The sequence below is a fragment of the Streptomyces sp. NPDC043726 genome (assembly GCF_056436565.1).
The window spans coordinates 356,605-378,427 of the sequence record NZ_JBWKCI010000007.1; the positions used below are offsets into that span (position 1 = coordinate 356,605).

At 72.2% G+C, this 21,823-nt stretch carries 21 protein-coding genes, 1 tRNA gene and 1 pseudogene; 16 read left to right on the plus strand and 7 right to left on the minus strand.

Annotation, left to right across the window (positions count from 1 at the left end; translation table 11 throughout):
* Positions 1-3: 3 nt before the first annotated feature.
* Together AC068Z_RS22260 and AC068Z_RS22265 are read right to left on the minus strand one after the other, a co-directional pair.
* Entirely contained in the window at positions 4-1,431 is a 1,428-nt protein-coding gene (locus AC068Z_RS22260; protein ID WP_478558085.1) for an exopolysaccharide biosynthesis polyprenyl glycosylphosphotransferase, read from the minus strand.
* The gene (locus AC068Z_RS22265; RefSeq protein WP_478558088.1) at positions 1,428-2,588 is read right to left on the minus strand and encodes a glycosyltransferase; all 1,161 of its coding nucleotides are present in this window, start codon (positions 2,586-2,588) and stop codon (positions 1,428-1,430) included. The genes AC068Z_RS22260 and AC068Z_RS22265 overlap by 4 nt, the downstream gene beginning before the upstream one ends.
* A gap of 694 nt (positions 2,589-3,282) precedes the next feature.
* On the opposite strand from AC068Z_RS22265, the gene AC068Z_RS22270 reads away from it, so the two are divergent.
* The 8 genes from AC068Z_RS22270 to AC068Z_RS22305 all read left to right on the plus strand — a co-directional run bounded on the left by AC068Z_RS22270 (position 3,283) and on the right by AC068Z_RS22305 (position 8,471).
* The gene (locus AC068Z_RS22270; protein WP_451721599.1) at positions 3,283-3,522 is read left to right on the plus strand and encodes a chaplin; all 240 of its coding nucleotides are present in this window, start codon (positions 3,283-3,285) and stop codon (positions 3,520-3,522) included.
* Positions 3,523-3,795: 273 nt separating this feature from the next.
* Positions 3,796-4,554: a hypothetical protein gene (locus AC068Z_RS22275; protein WP_478558091.1), complete on the plus strand. Its 759-nt coding sequence runs from the start codon at positions 3,796-3,798 to the stop codon at positions 4,552-4,554.
* A gap of 185 nt (positions 4,555-4,739) precedes the next feature.
* On the plus strand, positions 4,740-5,030 hold the full coding sequence (locus tag AC068Z_RS22280; protein WP_478558094.1) for a hypothetical protein: 291 nt from the start codon (positions 4,740-4,742) through the stop codon (positions 5,028-5,030).
* Between the two features lie 197 nt (positions 5,031-5,227).
* Positions 5,228-5,725 carry a DUF5949 family protein gene (locus tag AC068Z_RS22285; protein ID WP_478558097.1) on the plus strand — a complete coding sequence of 166 codons (498 nt, stop codon included), beginning with the start codon at positions 5,228-5,230 and terminating at the stop codon, positions 5,723-5,725.
* A complete protein-coding gene (locus AC068Z_RS22290; RefSeq protein ID WP_478558100.1) occupies positions 5,725-6,330 on the plus strand; it encodes a vitamin K epoxide reductase family protein in 606 nt (201 codons plus the stop codon). The genes AC068Z_RS22285 and AC068Z_RS22290 overlap by 1 nt, the downstream gene beginning before the upstream one ends.
* A 109-nt stretch (positions 6,331-6,439) precedes the next feature.
* Positions 6,440-6,952, plus strand: a complete 513-nt coding sequence (locus AC068Z_RS22295) for a hypothetical protein (protein WP_478558103.1) — start codon at positions 6,440-6,442, stop codon at positions 6,950-6,952.
* 180 nt (positions 6,953-7,132) lie between these two features.
* Positions 7,133-7,621 carry a tyrosinase family oxidase copper chaperone gene (locus AC068Z_RS22300; protein WP_478558106.1) on the plus strand — a complete coding sequence of 163 codons (489 nt, stop codon included), beginning with the start codon at positions 7,133-7,135 and terminating at the stop codon, positions 7,619-7,621.
* Positions 7,605-8,471, plus strand: a complete 867-nt coding sequence (locus AC068Z_RS22305) for a tyrosinase family protein (protein ID WP_478558109.1) — start codon at positions 7,605-7,607, stop codon at positions 8,469-8,471. Before AC068Z_RS22300 ends, AC068Z_RS22305 begins: the two co-directional genes overlap by 17 nt.
* A 136-nt stretch (positions 8,472-8,607) precedes the next feature.
* Here the strand turns inward: AC068Z_RS22305 and AC068Z_RS22310 are convergent, their stop codons facing one another.
* The 3 genes from AC068Z_RS22310 to AC068Z_RS22320 all read right to left on the minus strand — a co-directional run bounded on the left by AC068Z_RS22310 (position 8,608) and on the right by AC068Z_RS22320 (position 10,166).
* Entirely contained in the window at positions 8,608-8,898 is a 291-nt protein-coding gene (locus tag AC068Z_RS22310) for a chaplin (RefSeq protein WP_478558112.1), read from the minus strand.
* A 131-nt stretch (positions 8,899-9,029) separates the two neighbouring features.
* Positions 9,030-9,989, minus strand: coding sequence for a D-2-hydroxyacid dehydrogenase family protein (locus AC068Z_RS22315; RefSeq protein WP_478558115.1), 960 nt, complete (start codon positions 9,987-9,989; stop codon positions 9,030-9,032).
* Positions 9,990-10,093: 104 nt separating this feature from the next.
* A tRNA-Arg gene (locus AC068Z_RS22320) sits at positions 10,094-10,166 on the minus strand.
* 319 nt (positions 10,167-10,485) lie between these two features.
* Here AC068Z_RS22320 and AC068Z_RS22325 point away from each other — a divergent pair.
* The 4 genes from AC068Z_RS22325 (at position 10,486) to AC068Z_RS22340 (ending at position 16,543) form a co-directional block, all read left to right on the plus strand.
* On the plus strand, positions 10,486-12,093 hold the full coding sequence (locus AC068Z_RS22325; RefSeq protein ID WP_478558118.1) for a dynamin family protein: 1,608 nt from the start codon (positions 10,486-10,488) through the stop codon (positions 12,091-12,093).
* Positions 12,094-12,096: 3 nt separating this feature from the next.
* Positions 12,097-14,031 (plus strand): YfjP family GTPase, encoded by a 1,935-nt coding sequence (locus AC068Z_RS22330; RefSeq protein ID WP_478558121.1) that lies wholly within the window; start codon positions 12,097-12,099, stop codon positions 14,029-14,031.
* 369 nt (positions 14,032-14,400) lie between these two features.
* A complete protein-coding gene (locus tag AC068Z_RS22335; RefSeq protein WP_478558124.1) occupies positions 14,401-14,859 on the plus strand; it encodes a single-stranded DNA-binding protein in 459 nt (152 codons plus the stop codon).
* 253 nt (positions 14,860-15,112) lie between these two features.
* The gene (locus AC068Z_RS22340; RefSeq protein ID WP_478558127.1) at positions 15,113-16,543 is read left to right on the plus strand and encodes a Cys-Gln thioester bond-forming surface protein; all 1,431 of its coding nucleotides are present in this window, start codon (positions 15,113-15,115) and stop codon (positions 16,541-16,543) included.
* Positions 16,544-16,616: 73 nt separating this feature from the next.
* Here the strand turns inward: AC068Z_RS22340 and AC068Z_RS22345 are convergent.
* A pseudogene (locus AC068Z_RS22345) lies at positions 16,617-17,387 on the minus strand (DUF6928 family protein); the annotation flags it as partial.
* Between the two features lie 31 nt (positions 17,388-17,418).
* On the opposite strand from AC068Z_RS22345, the gene ettA reads away from it, so the two are divergent.
* The 3 genes from ettA to AC068Z_RS22360 are packed head-to-tail and all read left to right on the plus strand — an operon-like array spanning position 17,419 to position 20,192.
* On the plus strand, positions 17,419-19,083 hold the full coding sequence (gene ettA, locus AC068Z_RS22350) for an energy-dependent translational throttle protein EttA (RefSeq protein WP_478558130.1): 1,665 nt from the start codon (positions 17,419-17,421) through the stop codon (positions 19,081-19,083).
* A 6-nt stretch (positions 19,084-19,089) separates the two neighbouring features.
* A complete protein-coding gene (locus tag AC068Z_RS22355; RefSeq protein ID WP_478558133.1) occupies positions 19,090-19,503 on the plus strand; it encodes an acyl-CoA thioesterase in 414 nt (137 codons plus the stop codon).
* Positions 19,500-20,192 (plus strand): DUF8010 domain-containing protein, encoded by a 693-nt coding sequence (locus tag AC068Z_RS22360; RefSeq protein WP_478558136.1) that lies wholly within the window; start codon positions 19,500-19,502, stop codon positions 20,190-20,192. The genes AC068Z_RS22355 and AC068Z_RS22360 overlap by 4 nt, the downstream gene beginning before the upstream one ends.
* A gap of 144 nt (positions 20,193-20,336) precedes the next feature.
* Here the strand turns inward: AC068Z_RS22360 and AC068Z_RS22365 are convergent, their stop codons facing one another.
* Positions 20,337-20,741, minus strand: coding sequence for a globin (locus AC068Z_RS22365; protein WP_478558140.1), 405 nt, complete (start codon positions 20,739-20,741; stop codon positions 20,337-20,339).
* 93 nt (positions 20,742-20,834) lie between these two features.
* On the opposite strand from AC068Z_RS22365, the gene AC068Z_RS22370 reads away from it, so the two are divergent.
* Complete coding sequence (locus AC068Z_RS22370) at positions 20,835-21,818, plus strand: methyltransferase domain-containing protein (protein ID WP_478558143.1); 984 nt, start codon at positions 20,835-20,837, stop codon at positions 21,816-21,818.
* The last annotated feature ends 5 nt before the right edge of the window (positions 21,819-21,823 follow it).

The following is a 21,823-nucleotide window of genomic DNA, read 5'->3' on the forward strand; positions in this document are numbered from 1 at the left end:
CGGTCAGCTCCCCGTCGGACGGACGAGGGACGCCGCCGTGCGCAGCAGGATGCAGATGTCCTGCCAGAGCGACCAGTTGTCGATGTAGGCGTTGTCGAACCGGGCCCGGTCCTCGATGGAGGTGTCGCCGCGCAGCCCGTGGACCTGGGCGAGCCCGGTGATGCCGGTCCGCATCCGGTGGCGGGCCGCGTAGCCCGGGTAGGTCTGGCTGAACTTCGCGACGAAGTACGGGCGTTCGGGCCGGGGCCCGACCAGGCTCATGTCGCCCCACAGCACGTTCCACAGCTGGAGCAGTTCGTCCAGCGAGGAGCGGCGCAGGAAGCGGCAGAACCACGACATGCGCACCTCGTCGGCCACGCTCCAGCGGGTCGCCGACTCGTGCTCGTCGACCGGGCGGTGGGTGCGGAACTTCAGCAGCGTGAAGGGGCGTCCGCCCTTGCCGATGCGCTCCTGCCGGAAGACCACCCCGGGTCCGTCCGTCACCCGCAGCACCACGGCGCACACCAGCAGCAGCGGGCTGACCAGCAGCAACAGCGTCCCGGACACGGTCACGTCCAGCACCCGCTTGCCCGCGCTGCCGCGTCGCCGGGTCGTCCCCATGTCCAGGCGCCGGCAGGCGAACCCGGCGAGCTGTTCGCGGGTGGCGTACGTCGGGGAGTCCGCGTCGACCTCCCACACCGTGCACCCGGACTCCGCGAGCGCCCGCAGCAGGGGGGCCCGCTCGGACCGTACCGAGGGGTGGACGGCGAGGACGTCCCGGACGCCGTTCTGGATCAGCGCCCGCTCGACCTCCTCGCCGGTGGTCAGCACGGGCAGGCCCTCGGTGCCGTCCGGGTCCCCGGCGACGATGCCCACCGGCCGCACCCCGCACCGCGGATGGCGCAGCACCCCGGCGGCCACGCGCTGCGCGGTCGCCGCCGGGCCGATCACCAGCGCGGCGCGGGGGCGGGCGAGCAGCATCTCGGCGCGCTGCTGGTGCACCAGACCGCGGCCCGCGCAGCTCGCCGCGGCGTGCACGAGGAAGCCGAGGGCGAGGGTGCGCGCGGAGAGCGCGTGGTGCGGGGCGTACGCGGCGACCGCGGTCGCGAGGGCCAGCCAGGCCACCGCGATCCGGGCGCAGACGGCGGGCAGTTCGTCCAGGACCCCGGTCACCGGCCGGGCCGGCTGCGGACGCAGCAGCAGCGCGGCCGCCACCAGCGCCGCGACCAGCAGCGGGCGGCGCTGGGCGCCGGTGAGGGCCAGGGTTCCCAGTACGGCCGCGACGGTGTCGGTGGCGAGCAGCGGTACGGGCGACGCGGGGCGCGGGCGGGGTCTGCGGGCCGGGAAGCGGAAACCGGCGGCCGAGCCGCGCGGCGGCATGACGGAGACGGGCGAGAAACCGGGCCCCCGTGGCTGCCCGGCGGGCGAGGGGACGGTGCTGTCGGCAGTCACGAGTGGATGGACTCCCTGTACTCGGTGGGCACCCGCTGGGCGAGCAGGTCGCGGTAGACCTCCGCGACCGCCCGGGCGGTGTGCCGCACGTCGTGTGTGGACAGGACGTGCCGGCGCCCTTGGTGGCCGAGGGACTCGCGCAGCAGCGGGTCGCGCAGCAGCCCGGTCATGGCCGCGGCCAGCCGGGCCGGATCGCGCGGGGGGACCAGGCAGTGGGGCGCGAGCGAGGGCGGCAGGCTCTCCCGGGCGCCGTCCACCTCGGTCACCACCACCGGCCGGCCGCACGCCATCGCCTCCAGCGGGGCGAGCGCCATGCCTTCCCAGCGCGAGGGCAGGACGACCAGGTCGGCGGCCTGGTACCAGGGGGCGGCATCGGCGACCGCCCCCGCGAACAGCACGGACTTCGGTGCCCGCGAGCGCAGTACGGCGGTGTCCGGACCGTCGCCGACCAGGACGAGACGGGCCCCGGGCACCCGCTCCGCCACCGCGGCCCAGGCCCGCAGCAGCAGATCCTGCCCCTTCTGCCGGCACAGCCGTCCGACGCACACCACCAGCGGCGCCCCGGGATCGACGTCCGGCAGCAGCCCGGCGCGTACGGTGTCGACGGCGGCGGGGTGGAAGCGCTCGGGGTCGATGCCGTTGGGGATCACCGTGTACCGGCCGCGGATCCCGGCCCGCACTCCGGTCACCCGCTCCGCCTCGCTCACGCACACCACCCGGGAGGCCCAACGCGCGCCCTTGCGCTCCCAGTTGAGCGCGACCGCCGCCACGGCCCCGCCGACCGCCTCGAAGGACCAGGCGTGCGGCTGGAACACCGTCGGGATCCGCCCGCGCAGGACGAGCCGCCCGGCCAGGCCCGCCTTGGCACTGTGGGCGTGCACCAGATCGGGCTGTACCTCCTCGATCAGCCGGGCGAGCAGGCGTACCTCTCGAACGAGTGTCGGGCCCGGCGTACGGGTCGCGGACCAGGCGCGTACGTCGGCGCCGAGCGCCCCCAGTTGCCGGGTGAGGGCGCTCTCGGGGCAGGCGACCGTGACGTCCAGACCGGCCGCGAGCTGGGCGCGGACCAGATCCGTCACGACGCGGGCGACCCCGCCGTCCACAGGCTGGGTCAGATGCAGGACCCGAGGCGGAGGGTCGGTGGCTGACAGGTGCATTGCGCGGTTTCCTCGCTCACGGGTGTCGCTCGGGACGGGCGGGATCGCGCCTCAGCTCTGGGCGTCGACGGCGACGAAGAGCGCGCGGCCCACACTGCGTCCGGCTGGGAAACGAGCCGGAAGCCCGGCTGGTCACCACCGGCTCGCCGCGCCTTGCCGAGTTCGAACACATCGGAGTCGTGGCCGAGGGGGTCGGCGTACCCGGGCGCACACCGCGCCGGAGCCGCCCCCGGTTCGCCGATCGTGGAGCTCAGGACGTCAGGGCGGGGGCCGGCCGAGCCGCCGAGGGGGACACTCGCGACGCCGGTCGCATCATCGTTCCGGCCGCGCTCCCCGTCGTACGCCGTGCGGCCCGCGCGCCCGCGCACGCCCTTCCCCGCGCGCGCCCCGATCTCCCGCGTGCCACCGGGCGGGTTGCCGCCCCGCCGCGCGGCGATGCAGGTGTGGCGCATGACCGGCCGTGCCCTTCGGGAAAGGTGCGATTTGCTGGCAATAGGGGTGCGTCGGGAGGTCCGCAACTCTAGTTGCTATGCCTACTAATCCGGCGAAAGCCGACAAGTGTGTCGGAACGGTGAAGCCGGGCCTGTCGCGGGATCACCCCATTGGCGGCACAACCCCGGTGCGCGTCACGCGTTGACACAGCGCCGGGCATCCCCGCCCGGGTGTTTGTGTCAACCCCAAGGAGCACCTCTCCATGTCGCGTATCGCGAAGGGCCTGGTCCTTACGTCTGTTGCCGCTGCGGCCGTTGCGGGCGGCGCCGGCATCGCCGCCGCCGACGCCGGCGCGGGCGGTGGCGCCGCCCACTCCCCGGGCGTGCTGTCGGGCAACGTCGTCCAGGTTCCGGTCCACGTCCCGGTCAACGTCTGCGGCAACACGGTCAACGTGATCGGTCTGCTGAACCCGGCGTTCGGCAACACCTGCGTCAACGACTGACGTCACCGCTAGACCCTCTGCCGGCCGCCCCGCCGTGGATCCGCCACGGTGGGGCGGCCGGTTCGCGTCGTCCGGTTCGCGTCGCCCTCCCCGTTGCCCCGAATGGGGCATTCCGGAGGCGGCCCGGCCGGTCGCCTTGACATGCCCCTCACCAGGCAGGACGCGGTCGGTGGGGCGTACGAACGGTGACCGAGAGCGTTCGAACGGTTGCAGAGAGCGGTGGGCGATTTCACGGTGGGCACAAGGTCCCACGCACCACCGAAAGGAACACCCATGCGTGCTCTGCCCGCACGGCGTATCGCGGTCTCCGCACTCTGCGCCACCCTCCTGATCGGGATCGCCGGTCCCACCGCCATGGCGGCCGACGACTCCGCCCGTGAGCGCACCCTTGCGGCCTCCCATGCGCCCGTCCCCGGCGCGGACGCGCTGCTCGCCCAGGTCAAGTCGCTCGGCAACCTCGGTACCGTGCTGACCCCGGTCACCGACCTGCTGAACGCCGCGCTCAAGGCCGACAACGGCCAACTGCCCGCCGCGGACGCGGACAAGCTCGGCCAGACGGTGAAGGACGCCCTCGCCAAGGTCACCGCCGCCGCCCCGGCCGTCCCGCCGGCCAACCTCCCCGCGACGCCCGCCACGCCCGCGACGCCCAACGCACCGGCCGCGCCCGCGCTGCCCTCCACCCCCGCGCTGCCCTCCACCCCCGCGCTGCCGGCGCTTCCCGCCCTGCCGGCGCTCGGCCAGAGCGACGACAAGGCGCCGAGCGCGGAACTCCCCGCCGACCTCGTCGGCGACGCCCTCGCCACCATCCAGAAGGCGGTCGACGCCCTGCTCAAGGCCGTCACCTCCGGCGACGTCGGCCAGGTCGTCCCGGCCGTCACCGGCGTACTGACCGGCCTGGTCAACGTGGTCGCCGCCACCCTGCTCGGCGGCGGACTGCCCGCCCCGGACCTGGCGGGCCTGCCGCAGCTGCCGAGCCTGCCGGTCTCGGCGCCCCAGCTGCCGGTCGGCGGTCTGCCGCTGCCCACCTCGTAACCACGACAGCCGTCAACCCGACGAGGGCTGGAACAGCCGTGGTGCCGGTCGCCATTGACCGGCATCACGGCTTTCTCGATTTCATATGAGGAAGACCGCCCGGGGTTTCCGCTCCGGTATCAGGTCGTTAGGCACGGCGGCAGAATTCCCTGTGGTGACCGTGAGTTGCCGAAGAGAGGAAGACGATGAAGTCCCTGAAGGCCGCCGCTGTCGTTGCCGGTTCCCTGGTCGTCGCCGGAGCCGCCGCGCCCGCGTTCGCGCACAACCCCGCCGACCTCACGCCGACCAGCCTCAACGGCGCGGTGAACACCCTCACCAGCGGTCGGCTGACGGCCGCCGACGCGCTGCCGTTGCAGCACCAGTCGGAGGCGCTCGACACCGAGAACAAGGACTCCGTGCTCAACACCGTGAAGGGCGCCACCACCGCGCTGAACCAGGGCGGCGGACTGCTCGGCGGACTTCCGCTGCAGAAGTGAATTCCCGCATTTCCGCGCCGCGAGGGCCGATTTCGTACGGAACGGAATCGGCCCTCGGCCTTTTCCGCCGGGGCTGTTGAGGCCGTCGGGGCTGTTCGAGAGGGCCGTAACTCGTTCGTGTGGACGAGCCGTTGGCCATCGCCCGGTCGGGTGAGAAGGGCCCCGGGGCCGTTCCGGCGCGTCGATAAGGTCGCGCGGTGACCTCAACCTCAAGCGAAAACCGCGCCTTCAGCGCCGCCGATCTCGGCACGCTCGTCGTGATGGCCTGGAGCGGCGAGGCCCCCGGCGGCGACATGCCCTATCTGCTCGCCTACACCCTCGGCGACGGCGCCGCGGGCCCGGAGGGCTCGACCAGGGCCGTAGAAGCGCTGCTGGAGAACAACGGACTGCCGGTCGGCGGCGACCTCGTCGACGGCAACGCCCGCCCCGGCATTCCGGTCAGCATGCTCGTCGAGTCCGGGCAGGCCGTCGTCAGCATGACCGGCTTCAACGCCACCTGCACCCCGCCGCCGGAGTGGCTGGAGGCGGTGGCCGAACGCGGCTTCGCCTACTTCGTGTTCACCTCCCGCCCCTGGCCCGAGGCCGAGCCCGGCAAGCCGATCGAGCCGGAGGCCCTGGCCGAGTTCGCCGGAGCCGACGAGACCCTGAACGCCGCCGCGCACGTCGTGCTGCCGGCCCGGAGCCTGCGCGGCTGATGGCCGCGACCGCGGGACGGTCCGCGCGGACCGTGGGCGCGGGGCGGGGTCTCGCCCTGCTGCTGGTGCTCACCGGCGCCGCCGGACTGCTGGCCTCCTGGGTCATCACCCTCGACAAGTTCAAACTGCTGGAGGACCCGGACTTCACCCCGGGCTGCAGTCTGAACCCGGTGGTGTCCTGCGGCAGCGTGATGGAGAGCGACCAGGCCGAGGCCTTCGGCTTCCCCAACCCGATGCTGGGCCTGGTCGCCTACGGCATCGTCCTCTGTGTCGGCGTCAGCCTCTGGGCCGGCGCCGCCTTCCCGCGCTGGTACTGGCTCACCTTCGAGGCGGGCTGTCTGTTCGGCGTCGGGTTCGTGTCGTGGCTGCAGTTCGAGTCGCTGTACCGGATCAACGCCCTGTGCCTGTGGTGCTGTCTGGCGTGGATCGCCACGATCATCCTTTTCTGGTACGTCACTTCGCTCGTCGTCCGCCGCGCACTCCTGCCCGCCCCAGCCTGGCTGGTGTCCTTCTTCGGCGAGTTCACCTGGGTGCTCGTCGTGCTGCACCTCGGCGTCGTCGGGATGCTGATCCTGACCCGCTGGTGGGACTTCTGGACGAGCTGATCGACGTACTACTGCGGCAGTCGGGGGAATCTTGCGCTGGTCGTGAGTGCGGAGTCGTTGTGCGGTACGGACGTCGATCCACCGAACCCCGGAAGGGACCGTAGCTGAGATGAAGTCGACCACCCGAGGAACCCTTGCCGCCGTCGTCACGGGCGTCGCGGCCGCGGTGGCGGCCGCCGCCCCCGCCGCCGCGGTCGGCACGGTCCCCGTCCCGGTGCCGCTGGACGGCCTCGAGAAGTCCCTCAACATCGAGCTGCCTAAGATCGGCGGCGAGGTGCCGGTGCCGATGCCGGGTGCCCCCGACGGCCCCCGGTACGTCGAGGGGCGGCTCATCCCCGAGCGGGTCGTCCCGCAGCTGCCGGTCACCGGCGGGCTGCCCGGCGTGGGCCTGCGCGCCCCGCTGCCGCACCTCCTCGGCGACGACTTCGACCACGTCGGTGTCCACGCCCCCGCCTCCGACCTGCGCACCCTGGCGCCGGGCCTGACCCTGGACGCCCCGCTCACCCCGCCGAACCCGGACAACTTCGGTCTGCCGGAGCCCAAGCTGCCGCAGGCGGGGCTGCTCGCACCGGTGCTGCAGACCGTGTCGGCGGCGGACCTGGTGATGGGGCCGGGGCTGTAGGTCCTGCTCCCGGTTTGTGGCTCCGGGGGCGCAGTTCCTCGGTTGTCGCCGAGCCTTCGTCAGGGCCCGGGGCGCGTGTCGCGTCGGCCGGGCCCTTCGGCTGTCCGGGGCACGGACGGTGACCGGGGCGCCCGTCGGGCGGTTACCGCTACGACAAACCAACCGGATGAGGAGCACACGATGGTGGTCGGCGTCGGTGGAGTGGCCGTGGGGGCGGAGCCCGGAGCCCAGGGCAAGGCGAGACCCGTGCGCGGCGGCAGACGGGACGTGCTGCGCGGGCTGGTCGCCGCGGCCGGCGCGCTGGCCCTGGCACCGGTGGTCGCCGCCTCCCGGCCGTCGGCCCAGGACCGGAGCGGGGACCGGGCGCAGGGCCGGGACAACCCCGGCGAGATCGCCTTCGACGAGACCTACCGCGGCCGCCACATCCGCGGCATCTACACCTCGGCCGGCCGCACCTTCGGTGCCGACGAGTGGCACGTCACCGTCGACGGCGTACGGCTGCATCTGATGCGCCGGGCGGACGGCACCTGGCTGAGCATGGTCGACCACTACGGCTCGTACGACACCCCGCTGGAGGCGGCCCGGGCGGCCGTCGACGAACTCGGGCCGGGGGAGCGGCTGCGCGACTGGAAGAGGATGACCGGGGAACACCATGGCGTACACGCGTAAGGACGTCAGCACGCTCACCCGCGCCGAGCGGCGGCGGCTGGTGAACGCACTGCTGGAACTCAAACGGCGGGGCGAGTACGACGAGTTCGTGCGCATGCACATCGACTACTACGTCTCCGACGGCGAGGGCGGACTGCGTACGGCCCACATGGCGCCCTCCTTCCTGCCCTGGCACCGGCAGTTCCTGCTGGACCTGGAGCGGGCGCTGCGCCGGGTGGACTCCTCGGTGACCGTGCCGTACTGGGACTGGACGAAGGACCGTACGGCGGGCGCCGCGCCCTGGACCGCCGACCTGCTCGGGGGCAGCGGGCGGCGCGCGGACCAGCAGGTGATGACCGGTCCCTTCGCCTACGTCCAGGGCAACTGGACGATCAGGGAGGGGGTGACGGACGGCCGGTTCCTCACCCGGGACCTCGGCCGGGCCCGTGATCCGATCGCGCTGCCGACGAAGGGCGATCTGGAGTGGGCGATGGCGGATCCGGTCTACGACGCGCGGCCGTGGAACTCGACCGTCCGCAAGGGCTTCCGCAACAAGCTGGAGGGGTGGGGCGAGGGGCGCGGTCCGGTGGCCTGGCGCAACCACAACCGGGTGCACCGCTGGGTGGGCGGTGACATGGTCGGCGGTGCCTCGGTCAACGACCCGGTGTTCTGGATGCACCACGCCTTCATCGACCTGTGCTGGACGCGCTGGCAGCGGCGGCACCGCACGCACCGCTATCTGCCGGCCACGCCGCCGGCGGTCGGGGACGAGCAGCGGGGGCGGATCGTCGCGCGGCACGAGAAGCTGCCGCCGTGGGACGTGACGCCGGATCAGTTGGAGGACGTGAGCCGGATCTACCGGTACGCGTGAGGGTTGCCGGGTTGCCGGGCTGCCGGTGCGGTCTTGTGCGTGGGTCGCCGGTGTCGTGAGGTGAGCCGGCAAGGGGAGAGCCCCGGCGCTCGAGGTGCCGGGGCTCTCTGCCGTACGGGGAGGTACGGGCGGGGCTTCAGTCGCCGTAGCCGCTGTTGCCGTGACCCTTGTCCTTGTCCTTGTCGGCGCCGTTGTTGACGCAGGTGTTGCCGAAGGCGGGGTTCAGCAGACCGATCACGTCGACGGTGTTCCCGCACAGGTTGACCGGGATGTTGACCGGAACCTGGATGAGGTTGCCCGACGCGACGCCGGGCGAGTGCTCGGCCTTGCCGTGGGCGCCCGCGTCCGCCAGGGCCATTCCGGCCCCGCCGATCACCATGGCACCGGTGCCGACGGCGACAGCGGCTGTCTTCGCGATGCGCGACATCACGTTCTCCTTCTGAATCGGTGAGCTCGGCGGCAGGGTGCGCCGCCGCACTCCCCGTTCAACGCCGGTGATCGCGGCTGGTCACGCCGAACGTGCCGGGATCACCCCCGGCGTTAACCCGTGCGGCGGTGTCAGGGCAGCCGCCGTACGGGCGAGCCCGCGAGGTAGGCCCTGATGTTCTCCACGGCCTGGCCGTAGTACGTGCGGTAGTTGGCCTCGGAGACATAGCCGAGGTGGGGGGTGGCCAGCAGGCGGGGAGCCGTGCGCATCGGATGGTCGGCGGGGAGCGGCTCGGTGTCGAAGACGTCCACGGCGGCTCCGGCGATCCGGCCCGCGTGCAGGGCGGCGAGCAGGGCGTCCTGGTCGACGATGGCCGCGCGGGAGGTGTTGACCAGATACGCCGTCGGCTTCAGGAGGGCGAGTTCGGGGGCGCCGAGCAGGCCGCGGGTGCGGTCGCCGAGGGCGAGGTGGACGGAGACGAAGTCGCTGTCGGCGAGAAGCTCTTCCTTGCTTCCGGCGAGTTCCACCCCGGCCTCGTCCGTGCGCTCCTTGGTGAGGTTCTGGCTCCAGGCGCTGACGCGCATGCCGAAGGCGAGGCCGACCTGGGCGACCCGGCCGCCGATCTTGCCGAGCCCGAGCAGGCCGAGCCGGCGGCCGTGCAGATCGGCGCCGACGGTGGACTGCCAGGGCCCGTTCGCGCGCAGGGAGTTGCTCTCGGCCACGACACCCCGGGCCAGGCCCAGCAGCAGTGCCCAGGTCAGCTCGACGGGCGGGGTCGAGGAGCTGGCCGTACCGCAGACGGTGACGCCGTGGGACTCGGCGGCGGCGTAGTCGATGACGCTGTTGCGCATGCCGGAGGCGATCAGCAGCCGCAGCCGGGGCAGCCGGGCGAACAGGGAGGCCGGGAAGGGGACGCGCTCGCGCAGGGTGACCACGATGTCGAACTCGGCGAGTGCGGCGGCCAGGGCGTCCTCGTCGGCGAAGTGAAAGCCGAAGGAGACCACTTCGACGTCCTCGGCGATCGGCGCCCAGTCCACGAGCCCGGTGGCGACCTGCTGAAAGTCATCGAGCACGGCACAGCGCAGCGGCACGGCGGGATCCTTCCGGCGGGGCGGGATCCCCGACTCTACGCCGGACCCGACCACACAGCCCCTGAACAGCAAAAACGCCCTCCCGAGGGAGGGCGGAGACTGGGCGCCCCCGGCAGGACTCGAACCTGCGGCCAAGCGCTTAGAAGGCGCCTGCTCTATCCACTGAGCTACGGGGGCCGGTGTGGTGGCCTCTGTCGTGGTGCCCGGGTGTGGGCTGATCCGTGACGTTGCCGGGACAAGGATAGGGCTCCCGCGTCCTCGTCCCTGTTGCTTCGCCTCCGTGGCTCGATGTGGAGGTTCAGTGAAGCGGTCCTGATAATCGCAGGCAGGTACGAATCGTGCACCGCTTTTGGCGTCTCGCGCCCCGGGTGTTGTGCACTCGTTATGCCTGGACTATGCCGGTGTCCCAGTCATCCCTTCCGTCCCTTGTGTTCCGTCGGCGCGCAGACATGCTCATATGCTTCAGAATTCCCCTAAAATTGGGCATTCTTCGCATGTGGTGACCTTGGACGTACGGCCTCAGTTGATCGACGCACTCTCCGCTCTGCGCGACCGTGTCGCAGCCGCACGCTTTCCGCTGCCCCTGGCGGGGGCGCCACGCGCGCGTGCCAACCGCGACGAACTGCTCGCCCAGCTCGACGACTACTTGGTGCCCCGGTTGAGAGAACCTGAAGCGCCCTTGCTGGCCGTCGTGGGAGGTTCCACGGGTGCCGGCAAGTCGACGCTGGTCAACTCCCTCGTGGGGCGCAGGGTCAGCGAGGCGGGGGTGTTGCGGCCCACGACACGGACGCCCGTGCTCGTCTGCCATCCGGAGGATCATCACTGGTTCAGCGGGATGCGCGTGCTGCCCGACCTCACGCGGGTGTGGGTGCCCCAGCAGGACGCCGGCGACGACCTCCTGCTGCCCGGCGAGGACCCCGCGCGCGTGCTGCGTGTCGAGACCGCCGAAACGCTCCCGCGCGGCCTCGCCCTCCTCGACGCGCCCGACATCGACTCCCTGGTCGCCGACAACCGCGTCCTCGCCGCCGAGCTGATCTGCGCGGCCGACATCTGGATCATGGTCACGACGGCCGCCCGCTACGCCGACGCCGTCCCCTGGCACCTGCTGCGCACCGCCAAGGAGTACGACGCCGCCCTCGTCACCGTCCTCGACCGCGTCCCCCACCAGGTCGTCTCCGAGGTCTCCCGGCAGTACGGCGCCCTGCTCACCAAGGCCGGGCTCGGCCATGTGCCCCGCTTCACCGTCCCCGAGCTGCCCGAGTCGGCCTGGGGCGGCGGACTGCTGCCCGCCACCGCCGTGGCCCCGCTGCGCACCTGGCTCGTCCACCAGGCCCAGGACCCGGCCGCCCGCCAGCACGTGATGGCCCGCACGGCCTACGGCGTCCTCGACTCCCTCAAGTCCCGGATGCCGGAGCTGGCGAGCGCCGCCGCAGCCCAGTACTCCGCCGCCCTCCGGCTCACCGCCGCCGTGGACTCGGCGTACGACAGCGAGTACGCGCGCGTGCGGGGCCGGCTGCAGTCCGGCGCCGTCCTCGCCGGTGATGCCCTCAAGCGCTGGCGCGCCTTCCCCCTCGACTGCTCCGCCAGTGAGCTCCTGGACGCCCTTGTGGGGAGCCTCGCGGCCCTGCTGCTGTGCGCGGTCACGGCCGCCGACGAGCGCGTCGACGAGGCCTGGCGCCGCGAACCGGCGGCCGCCACCCCCACGCTCCGGGACCGCGACCCCACCCTGGAGAGCGCCGAGCACCGCATCGGCCTGGCGGTACGGCGCTGGCGGCGCGAGCTGGAGGAGTACGCCGAGGACGAGGTGCGCGGCCTGGAGCGGGGCGCGGCGCCCGATCCCGAGGTGGTCGCCGCCCTGGTCGCCACGACCCTCCTGGGCGGCCGCAGGGCCCGCTCCGCGGGTGAGGGGCTCGCCGAGCGCATCGGAGCCCATGGCGCACTGCGGCTGCGCGACAAGGGCGGGCGGCTGCTCGCCGACCATCTCGACCGCGTCATGCACACCGAACGCGAGCGCCGGCTCGCCCCCCTCGACGCGCTCGACGTCCACCCGGAGCCGCAGGCCGAGCTGATCGCCGCGCTGTCCGTACTGCAGAAGGAGAGGTGACCGGTGACCGCCGTGACTGACCAGGACCACGACCCGGGGCACACGGAGCCCGCCAAGGACGGCGCCGAGGACGGTGCACCCGAGGGTGCGCCGGAGGAGAAGGCCGCCGAGGAGGTCGGAGCAGGCGAGACGGCCGAGGAGGTCGTGGAAGGAGAGACGGCCGAGGGCAGCGGCAGCGAGCCCGAGGACCCTGCGGACGCCGATGACGACGAGCACGCGCGCGTGGAGCCCGAGAGCGGTCCCGCGTGGGACGACGGGCTGATCGCGCGGCGGGTGAACGAGACGGCGGCCGGGGAACAGCCCGTCGCCGTGGTGGAGACGCGGGCCTCTGTCCCGCAGACGGCGGCGCCACTGGCGTACGACGGAGCCCTGCGGTCGCGTCTGGACGCGCTGCGGGAGCTGGTGGGGCTGTCCCGGACCCGGCTCGACAGCCGGACCCTCGCCGAGGCCGGGCGGGTGCTCGACGAGGCCGCCGCGCGGCGCAGGCTCTCCGGGCAGCACACCGTGGTCGCCATCGCGGGCGCCACGGGCAGCGGGAAGTCGCAGCTGTTCAACGCGCTCGCCGGGGTCACCATCTCCGAGACGGGCGTGCGCCGGCCGACCACCTCCTCGCCCATCGCGTGCAGTTGGAGCGACGGCGCGGCGAGCCTCATCGACCGGCTCGGCATCCCGCCGCGGCTGCGCCGGCGTCCCGCGCAGCACGCGGACGCCGACGGGCAGTTGCGCGGTCTGGTCCTCGTCGACCTGCCCGACCACGACTCGGCGGCCGTGCAGCATCGCGAGCAGGTGGACCGGGTGCTGGCGCTGGTCGACGCCGTGATCTGGGTCGTGGACCCGGAGAAGTACGCCGACGCCGTCCTCCACGAGCGCTATCTGCGGCCCATGGCGGGGCACGCCGAGGTCATGTTCGTGGTCCTCAACCAGACCGACCGGCTGCCCGGAGAGGCCGCCGACCAGGTCCTCGACGATCTGCGGCGGCTGCTCGACGACGACGGCATCGCGCTCGGCGAGTACGGCGAACCGGGCGCCACCGTCCTCGCGCTGTCCGCGCTCACCGGGGACGGCGTCGGCGAACTGCGCGAGGCGCTCGGCCAGTTCGTGGCGGAACGCGGGGCCGCCGCGCGCCGGATCTCCGCCGACGTGGACACCGCCGCGTGGCACCTGCGGCCCGTCTACGCCACCTCCCAGCGCACCGGGCTCAGCGAGGAGGCGCGGGACGAGTTCGCCGCCCGGCTCGCGGACGCCGTCGGCGCCACCGCGGCGGGCGAGGCCGCCGAGCGCGCCTGGCTGCGCAACGCCAACCGCGCCTGCGGCACGCCCTGGCTACGGCTGTGGCGCTGGTACCAGGACCGGCGCGAACCTCCCACCGGACGGCTCCCGCTGCGCGCCCAGGCGGACGAGGAGGCCACTGCCCGTCAGCGCGTCGAACAAGCGGTGCGTACGGTCGCGGAGCGGGCCTCCGCCGGGCTGCCGACGCCGTGGGCGCAGGCCGTGCGCGAGGCCGCCGTACGCGGCTCGCAGGGGCTGCCCGAGGCGCTGGACGAACTGGCCGCGCGGGCCGGACTGCCGCCCGGGCGGCCACCGCGGCCGGGCTGGTGGCCCGCGGCCGTGCTCGTGCAGGCGTCCATGACGCTCCTCCAGGTGATCGGCGGTCTGTGGCTGGTGGGCCAGATCGTCGGCGTCATGGCGCCGAACCTGGGCGTGCCGGTGCTGCTGATGGTGGCCGGGATCGTGGGCGGGCCCCTGGTGGAGTGGAGCTGCCGGATGGCGGCACGGGGGCCGGCCCGGCGGTACGGGCTCGAGGCGGAACGGCGATTGCGGGAGGCGGCCGCCGGGTGCGGGCGGGCGCGGGTGCTGGATCCGGTGGCGGCGGAGTTGCTGCGGTATCGGGAGGTGCGGGAGCAGTACGGGAGGGTCACCGGGGTGGGGGTGGGGTGAGGGAGCTCTTGATGGGGGTGGGGTGAGGCAGTTCTTGGTGGGGTGCGGCAGCTCCTGGTGGGGTGCGCCAACTCCTGGTGGGGTGCGGCAGCTCCTGGTGGGGTGCGCCAACTCCTGGTGGGGTGCGGCAGCTCCTGGTGGGGTGCGCCAACTCCTGGTGGGGTGCGGAGTGCCTCGTTCGGGTGGCGGGGTTTTCCACAGGCTGGGGGTTGATCCACAGCGCTCGGCGGGCTCGGCTCGGCGGAGGCAGTCTGGCCGCACGGCGATTCGCGAGGGACGCGGACGTCGGTGCGACAGACGCAGCCGTACGGGACGGGCCCGTCGGCGTATCCGCTCGGGCCCGGAGCCCGGGCGAGGGAGGGGTGGACGATGAACGAGACGATCATCTCGGTCGTGGGGAACGTGGCCACACAGCCGGTGTACCGCGAGGTCGCGACGGGACCGTCCGCGCGGTTCCGGCTGGCGGTGACCGCGCGCTATCTGGACCGCGAGAAGAACGAGTGGACGGACGGGCACACCAACTTCTTCACGGTGTGGGCCAATCGGCAGCTCGCCACGAACGCGGCGGCCTCGCTGACCGTCGGCGACCCGGTGCTGGTGCAGGGCAGGCTGAAGGTGCGCTCGGAGGTGCGCGAGCAGCAGACCTGGACCTCGGCCGACATCGAAGCGGTGGCGATCGGTCACGATCTTGCGCGGGGTACGTCCGTCTTCCGCCGCCCCGGCCGGCCGGAACCGGCGGTGAGCGGACCGCCGCCGCGTCCGGAGCCGGACTGGGAGACTCCGCAACCGGCGGACCAACCGGTGGCGGAACCGGCGGTGATGACGTGACGTCAGAGCGGTGGAGGGTGGTCTGACCGAACTGCGGCTTATCGGCGAGTGCGCACGGTGGATTTGTCGATAAGCCCTGTTCGCGGCAGGGTGCGGCGATAACGATTCCGAGTCGGATCGCTTGTCCCACGGGATCCCTGGGAAGCGTGGTGCGCCCGGTCCTTAGGATGCCGAACAAGGCTCTCGGGGCTTGTAGTTCTGCTGGTGGGACCGTACCCCCCACGTCAACGGGTCCTGCTCGAAGGGGAATTCTGTGCTTTGTTCTTTCTCCGCGCTGTCCGGGCGCGGGCGAGGGGCGGCCCGGCTCGCCGCCGCGACGCTGGTGTCCGGCCTGGTCACCGCCGGTGCGCTGGTGGCCGGTGCCGGCCCGGCCGCCGCCGCGGACGGTGCGACGCGGAACGAGGGCGGGGCGACCGCGACCATAGGCGGCCTGAAGACCTACGGCACCGCCGTCATACACGCCGAGACCGGTGACCAGGAGATCTCGGCGGGCCTGTTCGAGATGTCCGTGGACGGCGGCGGCACCTTGCAGACGTACTGCGTGGACCTGTTCAACCCCACGCAGAAGGACGCCAAGTACCACGAGACGCCGTGGAGCGGGACCTCGCTCGGCGCCAACGCGAACTCGGGCCGGATCCGCTGGATCCTGCAGAACTCCTACCCGCAGGTGAACGACCTGGCGGCGCTCGCCCGGAAGGCGGGGGTCCAGGGCGGTCTCAGCGAGCAGGACGCGGCGGCCGGCACCCAGGTGGCCGTCTGGCGCTACTCGGACGACGCCGACGTCGACGCCGTCGACCCGCAGGCCGAGAAGCTCGCCGACTACCTGGAGAAGAGCGCTCGGGACGTGGCCGAGCCCGAGGCGTCGCTGACCCTGGACCCGCCGGCGCTCGCCGGCCGACCCGGCGAGCGGCTCGGGCCGGTGACCGTGCACACGGGCGCGGACGGTGTGACGGTGCTGCCGCCCGCGGACGCGGCGATGAGCGGCGTGAAGATCGTGGACAAGACCGGCCGGCCCGTCACCGCGACCACCGACGGCGGCCAGATCTACTTCGACGTGCCCGAGGACGCGGCGGCCGGTATGGCGGAGCTGACCGTGCAGGCCACCACGACGGTGCCGGTGGGCCGGGCCCTCACCTCCGAGAGCCGCAGTCAGACGCAGATCCTGGCGGGCTCCAGCGAGTCCACGGTGTCCGCGACGGCGAGCGCGACCTGGGCGGAGCAGGGGGCGATACCGGCCCTCTCGGCGACGGAGAACTGCGTGAAGGGCGGCGTCGACCTCACCGCCGCCAACGAGGGCGACGAGAAGTTCTCCTTCGAGCTGCTGGGCGTCGAGTACGCGATCGCGCCGGGCGAGTCCCGCACGATGACGATCCCGCTCCAGGAGGACCAGGCCTACGACTTCACGATCGAAGGCCCCAACGGTTTCTCGCAGCGCTTCACGGGCGTCCTGGACTGCATGACCCAGGCGGCGGAACTGGCGGAATCGGCGGACAACACGACCACCCAGACCCTGACGGAACCCAGCCCGGCGACCGTCGGCGGCACCGCCGACGACACCAACCTCGCCGCGACGGGCAGCTCCAACGCGACCCCGGTGATCGCGGGCGTGGCGATAGGCCTGGTCCTGCTCGGAGGCGCGTCCCTGGTGATCGTCCGCCACCGCAGGCCGCCGAACCAGGACTGACCGCACCCCGGTCCTGCCGCTGACACGCCCTGTGGGCTAAGGGCCGTCGACTTCGGTGGCGGATGGTGTCCGCGGCGATGTCGTTCGGGTCGGGACGGCCCTCCCGGACGAAGCCGCACAGGGCTCGCAGTGCGTCTTCGCCCAGTTCCAGGGGGTGGAAGGGCAGGAGGTACGGCTCTTCCTCCTCGTCCGGCCAGGGGATGACGTCCGCCGGACGGTCGCCGGACCAGTAGGGGAGTTCGAAGGGGAGCGGGTCGCCGATGTTCTCGATGATTCCGCTGTTCGGGGACAGGCTCAGGGAGCGGACCAGGTGTCCGTCCTCCCAGACGGCGAACGCCAGCCAGTCGACGACGCTGTGCATGACGTGCAGGACGAGCCGTCGGCCGGCGCTCGCCGTCACGAGGTGGGCCGGTAGCTCGGAGGGGGCGTCGATCATCACCCTCTGATGGCCGATCACGTCCACGCCCGGCCAGCTGGCCGCGTACGCCGTTCCCTTCGGTGGGTAGACGCCGCCCCAGAGGTTGGAGCCCTCGCACTCCGCCATCTCCCAGCCCGGGTACAGCCGCCGCATCATGGCGGTCGTCCGGTCGAGGTCCGCCGCTCCCGCGTGGCGCAGCAGATCCGGCACCTCCCCGTCGGCGTACACCAGCAGTCCCGTCTTGGCTCCCACAGCCCCTCCCCAGCGCGTTGCCTGTGATGGTGGACGCACCGTAGTCGGCGGCACTGACAACGCCGCCCGGTCGACCCTGCGTCGTCGGCGGCAAAGTGCCAGGTCAGGGCCGCCGGAAGGAACGGGTTTCCTCCCAAGGGTGGCGGTACGGCAAGATGGGGTGTATCTGCCCACTGCCAGATTTCAAGCTGCCGGACGGTTTCTCTTGGCTGAGTTCATTTACACCATGCGCAAGGCGCGCAAGGCGCACGGCGACAAGGTGATCCTCGATGACGTCACCCTGAACTTCCTCCCCGGAGCGAAGATCGGCGTTGTCGGCCCGAACGGTGCCGGTAAGTCGACCGTGCTGAAGATCATGGCGGGGCTCGAACAGCCCTCCAACGGTGACGCCTTCCTGTCGCCGGGATACAGCGTCGGCATCCTCATGCAGGAGCCGAAGCTGAACGACGAGAAGACCGTCCTGGAGAACGTCCAGGAGGGTGTCGCCGAGATCAAGGGCAAGCTCGACCGGTTCAACGAGATCGCCGAGCTGATGGCGACCGACTACTCGGACGCGCTGCTCGACGAGATGGGCAAGCTCCAGGAGGAGCTCGACCACGCCAACGCCTGGGACCTCGACGCCCAGCTCGAGCAGGCCATGGACGCCCTGGGCTGCCCGCCCGGCGACTGGCCCGTCGTCAACCTCTCCGGTGGTGAGAAGCGTCGCGTGGCGCTCTGCAAGCTGCTGCTGGAGGCTCCTGACCTGCTGCTGCTCGACGAGCCCACCAACCACCTCGACGCCGAGTCCGTGAACTGGCTGGAGCAGCACCTCGCCAAGTACGCGGGCACCGTCGTGGCCATCACCCACGACCGGTACTTCCTCGACAACGTCGCCGAGTGGATCCTCGAGCTCGACCGCGGCCGCGCCTACCCGTACGAGGGCAACTACTCCACGTACCTCGAGACCAAGCAGACCCGTCTCAAGGTCGAGGGGCAGAAGGACGCCAAGCGGGCCAAGCGGCTCAAGGAAGAACTCGAGTGGGTTCGCTCCAACGCCAAGGGGCGGCAGGCCAAGTCCAAGGCGCGTCTGGCCCGCTACGAGGAGATGGCCGCCGAGGCCGAGAAGATGCGGAAGCTGGACTTCGAGGAGATCCAGATCCCGCCGGGCCCGCGGCTCGGCAGCATCGTCGTGGAGGTCAACAACCTCAGCAAGGCCTTCGGCGAGAAGGTCCTCATCGACGATCTCTCCTTCACGCTTCCGCGCAACGGCATCGTCGGTGTCATCGGCCCCAACGGCGCCGGCAAGACCACCCTCTTCAAGATGATCCAGGGCTTCGAGACCCCGGACTCCGGCTCCATCAAGGTCGGCGAGACGGTCAAGATCTCCTACGTCGACCAGAGCCGCGAGAACATCGACCCGAAGAAGACCCTGTGGGCGGTCGTCTCTGACGAGCTGGACTACATCAACGTGGGCCAGGTCGAGATGCCGTCGCGTGCGTACGTCTCCGCCTTCGGCTTCAAGGGCCCCGACCAGCAGAAGCCGGCCGGCGTCCTCTCCGGTGGTGAGCGCAACCGGCTCAACCTGGCGCTCACCCTCAAGCAGGGCGGCAACCTGCTGCTCCTCGACGAGCCCACCAACGACCTCGACGTGGAGACCCTGAGCTCCCTCGAGAACGCTCTGCTCGACTTCCCGGGCTGCGCCGTGGTCGTCTCCCACGACCGGTGGTTCCTGGACCGGGTCGCCACGCACATCCTCGCCTACGAGGGTGACTCCAAGTGGTTCTGGTTCGAGGGCAACTTCGAGTCGTACGAGAAGAACAAGATCGAGCGGCTCGGCCCGGACGCGGCGCGTCCGCACCGCGCCACCTACAAGAAGCTGACCCGGGGCTGATCGATCTTGCGGCACATCTACCGCTGCCCACTGCGCTGGGCGGACATGGACGCGTACGGCCACGTCAACAACGTGGTCTTCCTCCGCTACCTGGAGGAGGCCCGTATCGACTTCCTGTTCCGCCCGGACAAGGATTTCCAGCAGGGGTCCGTGGTGGCGCGCCATGAGATCGACTACAAGCGGCAGCTCGTGCACCGCCACCACCCGGTGGACATCGAGCTGTGGGTCACCCAGATAAGGGCCGCTTCCTTCACGCTGTCCTACGAGGTCAAGGACGGCGATGAGATCTACGTCCGGGCGTCGACGGTGATAGTGCCGTTCGACTTCGAGGCCCAGCGGCCCCGCCGGATCACCGAGGAGGAGCGCGAGTTCCTCAGCGAGTACACGGACGACGACGAGGAGGAGGCCGTCGCCGCATGACGGTGCTCCACCTCGCCGACGAGGGGGAGGCGGCGGATCTCGTCGCCTTCCTCTCCCGGCTGCTCCACTACGACCGTGGAGCCGCGGTACGCCTCCAGGCGGCCGGTACCGCGCTCGCCGTCTTCGGGCGGCCGCCGTCCTTCGAGGTCCTGGCGATCCGGACGGCACGGCTGGCCAAGCCGTACGAGAACGGCCTCGACGTCACTCTGGACCTGACCGTGTCCGCCGGTGAGCTCCTGGAGGCGGTGGACGAGCCGGCTGCCACGGCGGTCGTCCCCGGCGCCGTCACGGGTCCGCCCTGGGCGGGTGTGCTGCCGCCTCGGCGTGACTGGCGTCCCGAGCCGGGGCTGCCGGCGCCGGACGCGTTGAGGGCCATGGTCGGGGCGGCGGTGGCCGAATTCCGGGCGCGGACCGAGGAGTTGGGTCCTGAGCGGCGTACCAGGGCCGAGCTCGACCGGATCGGGCGGGACATCTGGTCTCGGGCCGTCGGGGATACGCATCTGCCGGTGCGGGCTGTGCATGCGGCGCAGTCGCTCGGGTTCTTGCGCGCTGGTGAGCAGGGCGGCTCCGACGAGGGGTCTCTCGGGCTGTTCTCGTCGGGTGCGTGGCTGCGACTGCGCACGCCGTACGGGTCGGTCGCTGTACGGCGGGCCGGGCTCGGGGCGCTGGATGTGAGCGTGTCCCGCTAGCTTCGGGGCGTACCCGGGGTGGGTTTGCGCTCGCCCGCGCTGGCGGGGTGCCTCCCCCGGAGGGGGACCCCCAGAGGGGGACCCCCAGCCCACCCGTGCCGCCCCAGCGGCACGACTGCCCGCAGCGACGGCACGAGCGCGTCTTCAGCCCGCCGTGTTCACCATCGATGCCGCCGCGTACGTCAGGTAGTTCCAGAGCGTGCGCTCGTGCTCTTCGGAGAGGTTGAGTTCGTCGACCGCGTCGCGCATGTGCTTCAGCCAGGCGTCGTGGGCCGCTCGGTCGACCGTGAAGGGGGCGTGGCGCATCCGCAGGCGGGGGTGGCCGCGGTTCTCGCTGTACGTGGTCGGGCCGCCCCAGTACTGGATCAGGAACAGGGTCAGACGCTCCTCCGCCGGGCCCAGGTCCTCCTCGGGGTACATCGGCTTGAGGATCGGGTCGCCGGCGACACCCTCGTAGAAACGGTGGACGAGGCGGCGGAAGGTCTCCTCCCCGCCGACCTGCTCGTAGAAGGTCTGCTCCTGAAGCGTGCCGCGCCGAATCTCATTCACCTCCCCATGGTCTCAGACGCCAGGACCGAGGACCGCAGACTTAGGACCCTTCCGGCACTCGCCCCGCGCCGCGTCCCGCAGGACAGTGGAGGCATGAGCGCTCACGCTCTCGACAAGGACCTCGACGCCCTCGCCGCCACGGCGCGGGCGGAACTCGTGCGGCGGATCGACCGGAGCGGGGCCTGGGCCGGAGATCCGGTGTGGCGGGAGGTGTTCGAGGCCGTCCCGCGCCATCTCTTCGTGCCGTACTACTACGTCGGCGTCGTCGGCGGCTACGAGCGCCGCTGGGGCGAGAGCCCCGATCCCGTCGCCCGGGCGGACTGGATGCGCGGCGCCTACGCCGACGTACCGCTCGCCACCCGGCTGCGCGACGGGGACCTGCTCTCCTCCAGCAGCCAGCCCTCGCTGATGGCGATGATGCTGACCGCCCTGGGGGTGGAGGACGGGGACCGGGTGCTGGAGATCGGCGCGGGCACCGGGTACAACGCCGCCCTGCTCGCCCGGCGGCTCGGCGACGACGACCTCGTCACCACCATCGATCTGGACCCGGAGATCACCGAGTCCGCGCGGCAGCACCTGGCCGTCGCCGGGCACCACCCCGTCGTCCTGACCGGCGACGGTGCCCGCGGCGCCCCGGAGCGGGCGCCCTTCGACCGCATCATCGCGACCTGCACGCTGCCGTCGATCCCGCGCGCCTGGCTCGCCCAGTGCCGTTCCGGCGCCCGGATCCTGGCCCCGATGGCCACCGGGCTCCTCGCCCTGACGGTCGAGGACGCCGAGCGCGCCGAGGGCCGGTTCCTGCACACGCCCGCCTACTTCGTCCCGCTGCGCGGCGGCGACCGGGCCGAGCCCGAACCGGCCCCCCTCGGCGGAGTGCCGCGCCGGGCAAGGGAGGACGAGCTGTTCCGCTTCCTGCTGGCGCTCAGCCGGGACAGCCTGGACCCGCAGGAGGCGTACGCGATGTGGGACCGCGAGGGCGCACCCGAGCGCGGGCGCTACGGCATCACCGTCAGCGGTGAACGCGAGTGGGCCTGGCTGGACGATCCGGAGGGGCCGTACGCCTGGCCCCTCCGGTGAAGGGC

Bases quoted from the DNA above. Each gene is read 5' to 3' on its own strand.
- AC068Z_RS22265 (WP_478558088.1), bottom strand. From the start codon at position 2,588: ATGCACCTGTCAGCCACCGACCCTCCGCCTCGGGTCCTGCATCTGACC.
- AC068Z_RS22270 (WP_451721599.1), top strand. From the start codon at position 3,283: ATGTCGCGTATCGCGAAGGGCCTGGTCCTTACGTCTGTTGCCGCTGCG.
- AC068Z_RS22275 (WP_478558091.1), top strand. From the start codon at position 3,796: ATGCGTGCTCTGCCCGCACGGCGTATCGCGGTCTCCGCACTCTGCGCC.
- AC068Z_RS22280 (WP_478558094.1), top strand. From the start codon at position 4,740: ATGAAGTCCCTGAAGGCCGCCGCTGTCGTTGCCGGTTCCCTGGTCGTC.
- AC068Z_RS22290 (WP_478558100.1), top strand. From the start codon at position 5,725: ATGGCCGCGACCGCGGGACGGTCCGCGCGGACCGTGGGCGCGGGGCGG.
- AC068Z_RS22295 (WP_478558103.1), top strand. From the start codon at position 6,440: ATGAAGTCGACCACCCGAGGAACCCTTGCCGCCGTCGTCACGGGCGTC.
- AC068Z_RS22300 (WP_478558106.1), top strand. From the start codon at position 7,133: ATGGTGGTCGGCGTCGGTGGAGTGGCCGTGGGGGCGGAGCCCGGAGCC.
- AC068Z_RS22305 (WP_478558109.1), top strand. From the start codon at position 7,605: ATGGCGTACACGCGTAAGGACGTCAGCACGCTCACCCGCGCCGAGCGG.
- AC068Z_RS22310 (WP_478558112.1), bottom strand. From the start codon at position 8,898: ATGTCGCGCATCGCGAAGACAGCCGCTGTCGCCGTCGGCACCGGTGCC.
- AC068Z_RS22335 (WP_478558124.1), top strand. From the start codon at position 14,401: ATGAACGAGACGATCATCTCGGTCGTGGGGAACGTGGCCACACAGCCG.
- AC068Z_RS22360 (WP_478558136.1), top strand. From the start codon at position 19,500: ATGACGGTGCTCCACCTCGCCGACGAGGGGGAGGCGGCGGATCTCGTC.
- AC068Z_RS22370 (WP_478558143.1), top strand. From the start codon at position 20,835: ATGAGCGCTCACGCTCTCGACAAGGACCTCGACGCCCTCGCCGCCACG.